The sequence below is a fragment of the Klebsiella sp. I138 genome (genome assembly GCF_051131765.1).
Classification (GTDB): Bacteria; Pseudomonadota; Gammaproteobacteria; order Enterobacterales; family Enterobacteriaceae; genus Klebsiella.
Map to the genome: position 1 here is coordinate 4,778,694 of NZ_CP180447.1, position 12,717 is coordinate 4,791,410.

The 12,717-nt window shown below is 53.5% G+C and carries 17 protein-coding genes and 1 other RNA gene; 6 read left to right on the forward strand and 12 right to left on the reverse strand.

The window, feature by feature from the left end:
• The first annotated feature begins 21 nt into the window (after window positions 1-21).
• The 5 genes from garL (at window position 22) to ACMYSK_RS22410 (ending at window position 4,632) form a co-directional block, all read left to right on the forward strand.
• Window positions 22-792, forward strand: coding sequence for a 2-dehydro-3-deoxyglucarate aldolase (gene garL, locus ACMYSK_RS22390; RefSeq protein ID WP_434638576.1), 771 nt, complete (start codon window positions 22-24; stop codon window positions 790-792).
• Between the two features lie 28 nt (window positions 793-820).
• The gene (gene garR / locus ACMYSK_RS22395) at window positions 821-1,711 is read left to right on the forward strand and encodes a 2-hydroxy-3-oxopropionate reductase (RefSeq protein WP_434638577.1); all 891 of its coding nucleotides are present in this window, start codon (window positions 821-823) and stop codon (window positions 1,709-1,711) included.
• Between the two features lie 65 nt (window positions 1,712-1,776).
• Complete coding sequence (garK, locus tag ACMYSK_RS22400) at window positions 1,777-2,922, forward strand: glycerate 2-kinase (protein WP_434638578.1); 1,146 nt, start codon at window positions 1,777-1,779, stop codon at window positions 2,920-2,922.
• Window positions 2,923-2,954: 32 nt separating this feature from the next.
• An RNA gene (gene rnpB / locus ACMYSK_RS22405) (RNase P RNA component class A) lies at window positions 2,955-3,333 on the forward strand.
• A gap of 426 nt (window positions 3,334-3,759) precedes the next feature.
• On the forward strand, window positions 3,760-4,632 hold the full coding sequence (locus ACMYSK_RS22410; RefSeq protein ID WP_434638579.1) for a mechanosensitive ion channel domain-containing protein: 873 nt from the start codon (window positions 3,760-3,762) through the stop codon (window positions 4,630-4,632).
• 55 nt (window positions 4,633-4,687) lie between these two features.
• Here ACMYSK_RS22410 and ACMYSK_RS22415 read toward each other — a convergent pair whose 3' ends face one another.
• Entirely contained in the window at window positions 4,688-4,855 is a 168-nt protein-coding gene (locus ACMYSK_RS22415; protein WP_434638580.1) for a hypothetical protein, read from the reverse strand.
• A gap of 24 nt (window positions 4,856-4,879) precedes the next feature.
• Entirely contained in the window at window positions 4,880-5,581 is a 702-nt protein-coding gene (locus ACMYSK_RS22420) for a pirin family protein (protein ID WP_434638581.1), read from the reverse strand.
• Between the two features lie 104 nt (window positions 5,582-5,685).
• On the opposite strand from ACMYSK_RS22420, the gene ACMYSK_RS22425 reads away from it, so the two are divergent.
• Window positions 5,686-6,582, forward strand: coding sequence for a LysR family transcriptional regulator (locus tag ACMYSK_RS22425; RefSeq protein ID WP_434638582.1), 897 nt, complete (start codon window positions 5,686-5,688; stop codon window positions 6,580-6,582).
• Window positions 6,583-6,620: 38 nt separating this feature from the next.
• Here the strand turns inward: ACMYSK_RS22425 and ACMYSK_RS22430 are convergent, their stop codons facing one another.
• The 10 genes from ACMYSK_RS22430 to exuR form a co-directional block, all read right to left on the reverse strand.
• Window positions 6,621-6,989 carry a DUF805 domain-containing protein gene (locus tag ACMYSK_RS22430; RefSeq protein WP_434638583.1) on the reverse strand — a complete coding sequence of 123 codons (369 nt, stop codon included), beginning with the start codon at window positions 6,987-6,989 and terminating at the stop codon, window positions 6,621-6,623.
• Window positions 6,990-7,115: 126 nt separating this feature from the next.
• On the reverse strand, window positions 7,116-8,102 hold the full coding sequence (locus tag ACMYSK_RS22435) for a glutathione S-transferase family protein (RefSeq protein ID WP_434638584.1): 987 nt from the start codon (window positions 8,100-8,102) through the stop codon (window positions 7,116-7,118).
• A gap of 77 nt (window positions 8,103-8,179) precedes the next feature.
• Window positions 8,180-8,572: a DoxX family protein gene (locus ACMYSK_RS22440; protein WP_004867955.1), complete on the reverse strand. Its 393-nt coding sequence runs from the start codon at window positions 8,570-8,572 to the stop codon at window positions 8,180-8,182.
• 308 nt (window positions 8,573-8,880) lie between these two features.
• On the reverse strand, window positions 8,881-9,177 hold the full coding sequence (locus ACMYSK_RS22445) for a YqjK-like family protein (protein ID WP_434638585.1): 297 nt from the start codon (window positions 9,175-9,177) through the stop codon (window positions 8,881-8,883).
• Complete coding sequence (locus ACMYSK_RS22450) at window positions 9,177-9,572, reverse strand: phage holin family protein (protein WP_434638586.1); 396 nt, start codon at window positions 9,570-9,572, stop codon at window positions 9,177-9,179. The genes ACMYSK_RS22445 and ACMYSK_RS22450 overlap by 1 nt, the downstream gene beginning before the upstream one ends.
• Window positions 9,573-9,574: 2 nt before the next feature.
• Window positions 9,575-9,880, reverse strand: a complete 306-nt coding sequence (locus ACMYSK_RS22455; RefSeq protein WP_434638587.1) for a DUF883 family protein — start codon at window positions 9,878-9,880, stop codon at window positions 9,575-9,577.
• 44 nt (window positions 9,881-9,924) lie between these two features.
• Entirely contained in the window at window positions 9,925-10,293 is a 369-nt protein-coding gene (locus ACMYSK_RS22460) for a DUF1090 domain-containing protein (RefSeq protein ID WP_434638589.1), read from the reverse strand.
• A 150-nt stretch (window positions 10,294-10,443) separates the two neighbouring features.
• The gene (gene mzrA / locus ACMYSK_RS22465) at window positions 10,444-10,827 is read right to left on the reverse strand and encodes an EnvZ/OmpR regulon moderator MzrA (RefSeq protein ID WP_434644277.1); all 384 of its coding nucleotides are present in this window, start codon (window positions 10,825-10,827) and stop codon (window positions 10,444-10,446) included.
• A 2-nt stretch (window positions 10,828-10,829) separates the two neighbouring features.
• Window positions 10,830-11,492 (reverse strand): DedA family general envelope maintenance protein YqjA, encoded by a 663-nt coding sequence (gene yqjA, locus ACMYSK_RS22470; protein ID WP_434638591.1) that lies wholly within the window; start codon window positions 11,490-11,492, stop codon window positions 10,830-10,832.
• 337 nt (window positions 11,493-11,829) lie between these two features.
• Window positions 11,830-12,606: a transcriptional regulator ExuR gene (exuR, locus tag ACMYSK_RS22475; RefSeq protein WP_434638592.1), complete on the reverse strand. Its 777-nt coding sequence runs from the start codon at window positions 12,604-12,606 to the stop codon at window positions 11,830-11,832.
• Window positions 12,607-12,717: the final 111 nt, after the last annotated feature.

Consider the following 12,717-nt stretch of genomic DNA (forward strand, 5'->3'; position numbering starts at 1 on the left):
TTAAGTGACAAGGTATAAGCGATGAACAACGATATCTTCCCGAACAAATTTAAGGCCGCCCTGGCGGCGCATCAGGTTCAGATTGGCTGCTGGTCCGCACTGGCCAGCCCGATCAGTACAGAAGTGTTAGGCCTGGCAGGTTTCGACTGGCTGGTACTGGATGGCGAGCATGCGCCGAACGATATCTCCACCTTTATCCCCCAGTTGATGGCGCTGAAAGGCAGCGCCAGCGCACCGGTTGTACGTGTACCCACCAATGAGCCGGTCATTATTAAACGCCTGCTGGATATCGGTTTCTATAACTTCCTGATTCCGTTCGTTGAGAGCGAAGAACAAGCCGTCAACGCTGTCGCTTCGACCCGCTATCCGCCAGAAGGTATTCGCGGCGTTTCTGTGTCACACCGCGCCAATATGTTTGGCACCGTGCCAGATTACTTCGTGCAGTCGAACAAAAATATCACCATCCTGGTACAAATCGAAAGCCAGCAGGGCGTGGACAACGTCGATGCAATCGCCGCCACCCCAGGCGTTGACGGTATTTTTGTTGGCCCAAGCGACCTGGCCGCCGCGCTGGGACATCTGGGCAACGCTTCTCACCCGGAAGTCCAACAGGCTATCCAGCACATTTTTGCGAGTGCGAAAAAACACGGTAAGCCGAGCGGCATTCTGGCTCCGGCAGAGGCCGATGCGCGTCGCTATCTGGAGTGGGGGGCAACCTTTGTCGCCGTTGGCAGCGACCTGGGCGTATTCCGTTCCGCCACGCAGAAACTGGCTGATTCCTTTAAGAAATAACCGCCACCGAAACAAGAGAGATAAAGACATGACAATGAAAGTTGGATTTATTGGCCTTGGCATCATGGGTAAACCCATGAGTAAAAACCTCCTCAAAGCGGGTTACTCGTTGGTGGTTGCCGATCGTAACCCGGAGGCGATTGCTGAAGTCATTGCTGCAGGCGCTGAAACAGCCGCTTCGGCGAAAGCGATCGCTGAACAGTGTGACGTGATAATCACCATGCTGCCGAACTCCCCGCATGTGAAAGAGGTTGCGCTGGGCGAAGGCGGCATCATCGAAGGGGCGAAGCCGGGCACCGTGCTGATTGATATGAGCTCGATAGCGCCGCTGGCGAGCCGCGAAATCAGCGATGCGCTGAAAGCGAAAGGTGTCGATATGCTCGATGCGCCGGTTAGCGGCGGAGAACCGAAGGCTATCGACGCGACTCTGTCGGTCATGGTGGGCGGCGATAAAGCGATTTTCGACAAATATTATGATCTGCTGAAGGCCATGGCGGGCTCCGTCGTACACACCGGTGATATCGGTGCGGGTAACGTGACCAAGCTGGCTAACCAGGTCATTGTGGCACTGAACATTGCCGCGATGTCTGAAGCGCTGACTCTGGCGACGAAAGCCGGCGTTAATCCGGATCTGGTGTACCAGGCAATCCGCGGCGGGCTGGCCGGTAGCACCGTACTGGATGCCAAAGCGCCGATGGTGATGGATCGCAACTTCAAGCCGGGTTTCCGCATCGATCTGCATATCAAAGATCTGGCGAATGCGCTGGATACCTCCCACGGCGTGGGGGCGCAGCTGCCGCTGACCGCTGCGGTGATGGAGATGATGCAGGCCTTGCGTGCCGATGGTCTGGGAACGGCTGACCACAGTGCGATTGCATGCTACTACGAAAAACTGGCGAAAGTGGAAGTCACTCGCTAACAAGAAGGGCGCGGATGCGCGCCCTGTAATTCTTGCCTTGCGCGGCACTGTCAGGCTACATAACTATGAAAATCGTAATCGCCCCAGACTCTTATAAAGAAAGCCTCTCGGCCACTGAGGTTGCACAGGCTATAGAAAAAGGTTTTCGGGAAATTTTCCCCGACGCGCTCTACGTGAAGGTTCCTCTCGCCGATGGCGGAGAAGGCACCGTTGAGGCGATGATAGCCGCGACGCAGGGAACCGAGATGAGCGCTTGTGTGACGGGGCCGCTGGGTGTTCCGGTTGACGCTTGCTGGGGGCTTTCCGGTGATGGCAAAACCGCGTTTATTGAAATGGCGGCGGCCAGCGGGCTGGGGCTGGTACCACCCGCGCAGCGAAATCCGCTATTGACGACCTCGCGCGGTACCGGTGAGCTGATTTTGCTGGCGCTGGAACATGGGGCGAGAAATATCATTATCGGCATTGGTGGCAGTGCGACCAATGACGGTGGTACGGGGATGGTGCAGGCGCTGGGCGCGCGACTCCGTGATGCAAATGGCGCAGACATTGGCTACGGCGGCGGCAGCCTTGCCAGTCTGAATTCGATTGACCTGTCTGCGCTGGACGTGCGATTGCAGGAATGTTCTATTCGCGTTGCCTGCGATGTCTCTAATCCATTGATCGGCGAAATGGGCGCTTCACGTATTTTCGGCCCACAAAAAGGGGCGACGGAAGCGATGATCCTTGAGCTGGATCGTAATCTTGAGCGCTATGCCGATGTCATTAAGCGCGACCTGCATGTTGATGTCAAAGAGGTCGCTGGGGCCGGTGCCGCCGGTGGGATGGGCGCAGCGCTGATGGCATTCCTGAACGCAGAGCTACGCAGCGGTATTGAGATCGTGACCCAGGCGTTAAATCTGGAAGAGCATATTCTCGATTGTTCGCTGGTGGTGACTGGTGAAGGAAGGCTCGACAGTCAAAGTATTAGCGGTAAGGTGCCGGTCGGTGTTGCAAGCGTGGCGAAAAAATACCATAAGCCGGTGATTGGTATTGCCGGTAGTCTGACTCGTGACGTTGGCGTTGTGCATCAGTACGGTATTGACGCGGTGTTCAGTGTGCTGACCACCATCACCACCCTGGAAGAGGCCTTCCGTGGCGCCTCGGATAACATTTATCGCGCTTCACGTAATATTGCCGCGACATTGCAGGTCGGGATTGCGATGGAAGGATGACAACCGGCGGTAAACCTTTTATACTTCGCGCCGAAGCTGACCAGACAGTCGCCGCTTCGTCGTCGTCCTCTTTCGGGGGGAGACGGGCGGAGGGGAGGAAAGTCCGGGCTCCATAGGGCAGGGTGCCAGGTAACGCCTGGGGGGGAAACCCACGACCAGTGCAACAGAGAGCAAACCGCCGATGGCCCGCGCAAGCGGGATCAGGTAAGGGTGAAAGGGTGCGGTAAGAGCGCACCGCGCGACTGGTAACAGTTCGTGGCACGGTAAACTCCACCCGGAGCAAGGCCAAATAGGGGTTCACAAGGTACGGCCCGTACTGAACCCGGGTAGGCTGCTTGAGCCAGTGAGCGATTGCTGGCCTAGATGAATGACTGTCCACGACAGAACCCGGCTTATCGGTCAGCTTCAATCATTCAGAAACGCCCATACAGCGCAATCTGTATGGGCGTTTTGCTATCGGAAAAGCGATGAACGACTGCCCACTCCGTTCTCAACGAAAAGAAAGCGGCTTACCGGTCAGCTTCTATCATTCAGAAACGCCCATACAGCGCAATCTGTATGGGCGTTTTGCTATCTGGGGTAGGCTCTAAGCTAAGCGTGGGGATAAATAACTGACACATTAGCTTCAGGGTAATTGAACAATAAATATTTCCGGGCAATATATAAATTTAAACGTTTTTCCGACTGTGCTTAACTGAATTCTCAGAGATAATATCAGGCTCAATACTGGTCTGTTCTATCCGTTTTTGGCAATTATTCCTGGTGTGCATTCTGCCTTTTTTCAGGTTAATGGATAGCATTTTTATTCTTTTACACCCGAACAGGAGAGTGTATAGCATGAAAAGCTTTGTTTTGTTCCCACAGGTTAAATATGCCATTGAATGGCTTAAAGGTCATGGTGACACTATCATCCAGTTTGGCTGGAATATTGCCGCAGCCTTAATATTGCTGTTTGTCGGGAAATTGATATCTAAGCTCTTATCAAAAGCCATAGAACGAATTCTTCTCCGCAGAAATGTTGACGCCACGGTGGTCCACTTTTTTGCCGCTATTGTTCGCTATATTACGATGGCATTCGCCATTGTCGCTGCTTTGGGCAGAGTAGGAATTGAAACATCATCCATTATTGCTGTTATTGGTGCCGCGGGGTTAGCGATTGGCCTGGCGTTGCAGGGGTCACTATCAAACTTTGCCGCAGGTGTGCTGCTGGTGACGTTGCGCCCTTTTCGTGCCGGTAATTTTGTTGAGGTCGGGGCCGTATCCGGCGTTGTACAATCGGTACATGTTTTCTCGACGACGTTGCTGACTGTTGATAACAAAGAAGTTGTTATTCCAAACGGTAAGATTATCGCCGACAGTATTGTGAACTATTCTCGTCATCCATGGCGGCGTATTGATATTCTGCTGGGCGTCGCCTACCAAAGCCGTATTGGCGAAGTAAAAGATGTGATTCAGCATATTATTGATAACGACAAACGAATTGATAAATCTCGTGGGACAACGGTGCGCCTTATTGAGCTTGGACCGTCAACACTTAACTTTACCATACGCGTTTGGGTGAAAAATGTTGAATACTGGGACACCTATTTCGATCTTCTGGAAAATATTAAAGATGCGCTGGACGAACATCATATTATGTTACCAGGGCCGAGAATGGATGTGCGGTTGATGGGCCCATCCGGGAATCCCATTATGCAGCCGAATGGATAAAATACAGCACAGGGCGGCCAGATAATCGGCCCCATTTGGGGCCGGGTTAAATACGTCAGGCGGCGCGCTCTTCATCCTGAAGCCGGACTTCAGCTTCGGTAATAATAGCTTCCAGCTCGCTCAGCATCTCTTCATAGCCAAAATTCACGGGCTCCGTTGGCTCAACGAACAGAGCTTGAGGTGGCGTAACGGCTTTCTTTGCTTTCTTCTTATGCTTACTCACTGACAGACTCCATGACTCCCGTAATTACACCGGTAAATCTATCAGCAAAGCGCGCAAAGGCGTATCGGCAACGAGGGTAATGTTAGCTTCGTCACGAATAAATGCCCCATCGCCGCAGGTCAGCGCCTGTTTCTGTTCCTCATGCGCGACAGCATGCACCGTTCCATGAATAGATTGCAGGTAGGCGCGTGGCCCGTGAAGCTGGATATTCACCCGCTCGCCTTTGGCGAGATCGAGATGGTGGATCCAGACCTGCTGGCGCAGTTGCAAACTGTTATCTGCACCGTCCGGAGACGCGAGTATCTGCTGCCCGACGCCGGCAATAGTCATCTTCTGCACCAGCGGGTTTTCCCGCTGCGGGCAGGCGTCCAGCCACAGCTGCATCCGCGTCAGAGAGCCGTCTTTACTCAGGTTGTGCTCGCTGTAACTCACGCCTGGCTGAGTGGATATCAGCAGCGCTTCACCGGCCTTTGCCTGCACATGGTTGCCGTCACTGTCACGATACTCCGCTTCCCCTTCCAGAATCAGGTTCAGAATATCGACTTTTGGGTAGGTACGCGGTTGAAACGACGCGCCGGGTGCCAGAACTTCCTGGTTGAGCACGCGCAGGGAGGCGTAGCCTAACAGTTTAGGGTCAAAGTAGTGTCCAAAGGAAAAGGTGTAGCGGGCCTGCAGCCAGCCGAAATCTGCTTGTCCGCATTGTTTGGCTGTTCGGGTAGTAATCATGTTCTTGACCTCTCTTTACACTAAATCAATGGTAAAGGTATGGACGCTGTATTGTTAGCCAGATATTCTGCCCGGTATATTCAAATTTCCTGAATGAGAGTGCTATGGCTAAAGAGAGAGCATTAACGCTGGAAGCGTTACGCGTAATGGACGCTATCGACAGGCGTGGGAGCTTTGCTGCTGCGGCTGACGAACTCGGACGGGTGCCCTCCGCCCTCAGCTACACCATGCAAAAGCTGGAAGAAGAGCTGGATGTGGTGCTGTTTGACCGCTCGGGCCATCGGACAAAATTCACCAACGTCGGACGGATGTTGCTGGAACGCGGGCGCGTGTTGCTGGAAGCGGCGGATAAGCTCACGACCGATGCCGAAGCGCTCTCGCGCGGCTGGGAAACGCATCTGACTATCGTGACTGAAGCTCTGGTGCCAACGCAGGATTTCTTTCCTCTCATCGAGAAGCTGGCGACCAAATCAAATACGCAGCTGTCGGTCATTACCGAAGTGCTGGCCGGTGCGTGGGAGCGGCTTGAACAGGGGCGCGCGGATATTGTTGTCGCGCCTGATATGCATTTTCGCTCCTCGTCGGAGATTAACTCGCGCAAGCTCTATTCGGTGCTGAACGTCTATGTTGCTGCGCCGGATCACCCTATTCACCATGAACCGGAGCCGCTTTCTGAGGTGACGCGGGTAAAATATCGCGGTATCGCGGTAGCCGATACCGCCCGCGAACGTCCGGTTTTGACGGTACAGCTGCTCGACAAACAGCCGCGCTTAACGGTCAGTACTATTGAAGATAAACGTCAGGCTCTGCTGGCGGGGTTGGGGGTCGCGACGATGCCTTATCCACTGGTCGAGGAGGATATTGCCGAAGGGCGTTTACGGGTCGTCAGCCCGGAATATACCAATGAAATCGACATCATCATGGCATGGCGCCGCGATAGCATGGGCGAAGCGAAATCATGGTGTCTGCGGGAGATCCCGAAGCTGTTTGCCAGGAAGTAAATCCGCTATGCGCTCCTTCCGCGGGAGGAGCGCATGAGTCATGATGACAGGGATTTTGGGTCCGGCCCGAAACGATTGTTTCCAGGCGTACCGTTCTGACAATTGAAGACCAGAATGACCAGCCAGCCAATAACCGGAATCAGCATCAGTAGCAGCCACCACGCCGAGCGATCCGTGTCGTGTAAACGACGGAACTGCACCGCCCACCACGGTAAAAAGACCAGCACGCCATAAATCGTTGTCAGGATGCCTTCACCTCCTGCGCGCTGCCAGCCCAGCATTTTATCGATGATGCTCAACACGCCAGTCAGGATGATGTTGACCAGAATAAACATCCAGTATTCTTTGCGGCGTGCGCGGCCGCCAAATCCAATATAGTTTCTTAGTACTTTTAAATACCAGTCCATTTTTACGCCTCGATTAACGGTCAATCACTTGTTTTTAAAGCGATCGCAATAAGAATAGACGTGAATGGCAGGCGGGTAAATATTCAGGAACTGAAATATCGGGCGCCGGAAATGGCGCCCGATGGGTTAGCCGAACAGAATGTCACGGCCATGGGGCTCAAAGAGATCCTGCTGCGGTCCGACAGAGATAATTCCGGTCGGGTTAATCGTTTTATGGCTGCGATAGTAGTGGTTGCGGATGTGGGCAAAATTCACCGTCTCCGCAATGCCCGGTATCTGGTAGATATCGCGCAGGAAGCCATACAGGTTGGGATAATCGCTGATGCGTCGTTTGTCGCACTTAAAGTGAGTCACGTAGACCGGATCGAAACGCACGAGAGTCGTCCACAGACGAATATCAGCTTCGGTCAGCTCGCTGCCCGTCAGGTAGCGATGCCGGGAAAGAATTTGTTCCAGACGTTCCAGCGAGGTGAACACCGCATCGACGGCCTCATCATAAGCCTGCTGGCTGGTGGCAAACCCGGCTTTATAGACGCCGTTATTGACGTTGTCGTAAATCCAGCCGTTTAGCGTATCGATGTTTTCGCGCAGCACGGTCGGGTAGTAATCACCGGCGGTTGCGCCCAGTCCGTCGAAGGCGGTATTGAACATACGGATGATTTCAGCCGATTCATTGCTGACTATCGTCTTCTGCTTTTTATCCCACAGGACCGGTACCGTGACGCGCCCGGTGTAGTGCGGGTCGGCATGCAGGTAAAGCTGATAAAGAAATTCATGTTGATACAGCGAATCGCCGGTTGCATCCGGAAAATCGTCACCAAAGGTCCAGCCATTTTCCAGCATCAGGGGATGAACTACCGAGACGGAAATAAACGGATCGAGACCTTTGAGCTTACGCAGAATCAGCGTGCGGTGCGCCCACGGGCAGGCAAGGGAAACGTACAGATGATACCGGTCTTTTTCTGCGGCAAAGCCACCGCTGCCGGAGGGGCCTGGTGCACCATCGGCAGTCAGCCAGTTGCGGAAGGCGGAAACGGAACGCTTGAAACGCCCGCCGGTTGATTTGGTGTCATACCATGTATCGTGCCAGACGCCGTCGACTAATTGTCCCATTTTTTCCTCCTTCAGACTTCAGATAGCAAAAGCGAGGAGATATCTCCTCGCTTTGTTCGTTACTCAGTATAGTGCGCTTACCACTTTTTATTCAGCACGCGGTCGATGCTGAATGCGCCCGGACCGGTGATGGCCAGCAGCAGGAAGCCGCCTGCGATGGTCAGGTTTTTCATGAACATCAGCGAGTTCACGCCTTCAGCAAAGTTGCTGTGGAACAGGAACGCAGTCAGCAGGGTGAAGCCTGCGGTAAACAGCGCAGTGGTACGCGTCAGGAAACCGAACAGAATCGCCAGACCGCCGCCGAACTCCAGCAGAATGGTTAACGGCAGTAATGCGCCCGGTACGCCCATGGCTTCCATATATTGTTGAGTACCCGCATAGCCGGTGATTTTTCCCCATCCTGCAGTGATAAACAGGATTGGCATCAGAATACGCGCTACCAGTACACCAACATCTTCTAATTTTTTCATTTCTTACTCCAGAAAACCCAAAGGGCGGCGATTTTGTTTTTTAGTGCAATCCTGCGTAGTTACGCGGGGTTGCTGTCGATGGAGAGAATATTAGCGAGGCTCTGAGGGAAATGTTAGCAAGGAAAACTGTAGATCTTCATCAAAGATTCTGAGTAATCATAGCGGCTAAACAGGGCGTGACCTGGCAGACGAGCAGGGATAGACCCTGGCGTGCAGGACTGAATGGGATAAAAATCGGCACGAATCACGAGGCGTTTAAGCCCCGGGAGCGGTGAACTGCGGCCGCTAGCCTGCGTCGAAAAAGGGGATCAGAGGGATGATTGCTGGCGCAGCAGGCTTTTGACCATGCGCCAGGTGCTCCAGATACCGAAGCCGCGTTTTGTCCAACGGAGTAAAAAGCGCGGATGGCGAACGGACCAGACTGCCATGATGCCGCTGCCGACCATTGCCCAGGAGCGAAGGTGCTGAAACGTCTGCCAGCCACGATCTAACGGAGCGGTCGTTTCCAGCCAGTCGCGGCGGCTGGCGATTAAATCCAGCCGCTGCTGTTGGATCTGACGCAGCAGCAGCGCTTTACGCTGCTCGCGTTCCTGTTTGCTGTTCATTAGCGTTCGTCCTCCAGCAGAGCCCGGTCGTCAGCCAGCTCTTTGCGCGTCAGACGCAGGAGAGTCGAGCGGCGTGCTTTACGCAGCGTCCAGATACCACCGATTAACGAGCTAAGAAGCAGCACGGCGGTGGTGGCAATCATCACGTACAGCCGGTACTGCGGATCGATGGCCCAGATAATCAGGACCAGCAGACTCATCAGGCCAAAGGCGGCAAACAGCAGCGTCAGTCCCAGCATTAAAAACAGCTGGAAGAGGTTCGCCTTCTCTTCCTCCAGCTCCACGACTACCAGGCGCAGACGCGTTTCCACCATTTCGACCAGCAGCGTAATGATGCGCTGGCCGATACCGAAAACGCTCTTGCCCGGTCCTTGCGTGTTTTGAGAGTCCGCCATAATTAACGACGCGTCAGCAGGACACCCAGCACCAGCCCAACGGCTGCGCCAATACCTACGCCGGTCCACGGATTTTCGCGGACGTACTCGTCGGCGCGGGCGGCGGTTTCACGCGTTTGTTTGACGATGGCATCGCTGGTTTCACCCAGGCGAACGCGGCTTTCTTTCAGCGCACTCTCTGCTTTACTGCGCAGTTTGCCAATTTCTTCTTTTGACTTATCCGTGGAGGAGTTCAGCACTTCTTCCAGGGTATCAGCCAGCGTTTTCAGTTCTGTACGCAGATCGTCTGCAACGTTGTCTTTAGGCATCTTTCTCTCCTGTAGAGTGGGTCCATAACGTAAAAAGTGACTTATTAGTAATCACGCGACTCGAGCGTTTTCAGCTCTTGCTGCGCTTCATCAAGTTTGTGCTGGCGCTTGCTGATCTTATCCGCATCGCCTTTTTGCCGGGCTTCCTGCAGGTCCCGCTGACGTTCAGCAATTTCTTCGCGCTGTTTGGCGATTTTTTGCTGATGAGCGGCTCTGAGCTGGCTGTCACTGCAGCTTGCTCTGACCTGGCTGAGTGCCTTATTCAGGCCGTCAATACGGCTCTGATTATGGTGTTTTTCAGCGTAGCTAATCTCACGCTTGATATCCTGCTCTTTTTCCTGACAGGGGGTGTTGGCAAAGGCACTGGCGCTAAGCGAACCCAGGACCAGGAGCAGAGCAATGCGGTATTTCATGAATGCTACCTTCCATTGTGAGAGGGCATACCCGGGAGATATGCCCGATCCAGTCGATAAACGTCAGCCCGGCGGCTCCCGCAATCTTAAGCATAGTAAGTAAAACGAGAAACCACCAAACTGCGTGAATATATTCAGAATTTTGGCTATTTATCCAAATCTGTGTGGCGCATCGCGCAGACGGGAGAGCCATGCTGTCGGCGTATTCTCTTCCTCCAGCAAAGCAATAATATAACCATGTGGCAGGGCGCGGCCCAGCACTTCTTTAGCGGCAATGCCTTGCTCGCTGGAATCAAATTTGATCAGCAGGCCGTCTTTTTGCGGGGTGATGCTTTTAAAACGAATGCCGTTGGCGTCGAGATGATGCCAGACGGAAAAACCGTCCGGCATGCCAACGCCCTGAGAGACAGGGTGGATGGTCAGGGTCGATTCTTGTTGCTGCACCGCCAGCCATAGCCAGAACAACGCACACAACAGCACGGAGCCACCCAGCAACCAGCTAAGCCGGCGCCGGGAGAGGCTTTTTATGGCCATCATCAGCTCCGGCTTCTGTATTTTTTCTTCCACAGGACAACTAACGATCCGACTAAGCCGAATACCAGTAGCACCACCGGCAGCAGCATCAGGCAGGACATCAGCTGATCCTCATATTTGAGGAATACCGGGGTTTTGCCCAGCAGGTAACCCAGGGTGGTGAGAATCAGAACCCACAGCAGGCCGCTCATCCAGTTAAAGAACTGAAAGCGGGCATTGTTCAGACCGGAAAGCCCGGCGATGGTCGGCAGCAACGTACGGACGAAGGCAATAAAGCGGCCCATCAATAAGGCGGAAAGCCCGTGTTTATGGAACAGGTGGTGCGCGCGCTGGTGGTAATGGGACGGCAAATGCGAAAGCCAGTTTTGCACAATCCGCGTATTGCCGAGCCAGCGGCCCTGAATATAGCTGAGCCAACAACCCAGACTGGCCGCGGTTGTCAGCAGAAGCAGAGTTTCCGGAAAGCCCATTGCGCCTTTGGCAATCAGGACGCCGACCAGAACCAGCAGGCTGTCGCCCGGTAAAAAGGCGGCGGGAAGCAGGCCGTTTTCAAGGAACAAAATCATAAATAAGACAAAATACAGCATGCCAATCATGGAGGGATTCGCGAGGGTCTCGTAATCCTGGCTCCACAAAGCATTCAACAATTGGGTTAATAGTTCCATTCACGATTCCTGGTACATCGGTTAACGGTATGTCTGAACGCGTGTGTGTAGCGACATAGATTCTTATTAGATTATGGTCGCTGTTCGTGCGTCCTGAACGATTCCCTGTTTAAAAGTGAAGTAAGTGCAAGCCTACTTTCAGAACGACAAAATGCATCTAATTGTAACAAAAGCACTGACTTTACGTCAGAAAAATTGCAGTCTGTTGCATGTTGATTTTGCTGATTGCGGCGGCGGGTGGCGAGTGTCTTTACACAGGCTGACACTATATATGTTTGCTTACCCAGGCGGGTTTACGGGCAGGCGCTGAGAGCCTGCCTGAGATGAGGATAATCGCTTATTTTACGCCGTTAGCTGCGGTATCGAGGTGAACAACCGGATTTTCAGCAAACAGGTAGCGGTCGGCATTAAATTCAAAATCATCGCTGGTCTCATTGAACAACATCAGTTTGGTGTTTTCCAGATGCTGCCACATGGCCAGTTTCGCCGCGTGAGGATCTTTGCGAATCAGCGCCTTCAGAATTTGGTCGTGATCGTCACACCAGTTATCCACCGTACGCAGGTCGATATGGTCATGCAGCTTTTTCCAGTACGGGTTATGCACGCGCTGGGTCCACATTTTTTCAACGATGGCGGCTAATGCGGTATTCTGCGTTGCCAGGGCAACCTGGACGTGAAACTGGAGATCCCACTCTGAATCGCGAAAGCATTTCTCTTTACGCGCCTTCTCCTGGATTTCCATCAGCTTCATGATGTCCTGCTTGGTCACCTGGGTGGCAGCAAACTCGGCAATATTACTTTCAATCAGCTGGCGCGCCTGCAGCAGTTCAAACGGCCCGTAGCTGGCGAACTCCAGCGTTTCATCAACCACCTGCTGATGTTTCGGATGGTTGGAGATGACATGGATGCCTGAGCCTTTGCGCACCTCAACATAGCCTTCCACTTCCAGCATGATAATGGCTTCGCGAACCACGGTGCGGCTGACGCTTTTCTCATCGGCGATAAACCGTTCTGCGGGCAGCTTATCGCCCACAAGGTAGACACCTTGTTCAATACGCGCTTTCAGCTCGGCAGCAAGCTGCTGATACAAACGACGCGGTTCTGTGATTTCCATATTCGCTCCCGGAAGATGGCGACAATATTGGATTTGTTATACCACTTTTACGCGCATCTCACCACTATCAGGCATGAAAAAGCCGCCTTCTGTGAGGCGGCTTTGTGAACG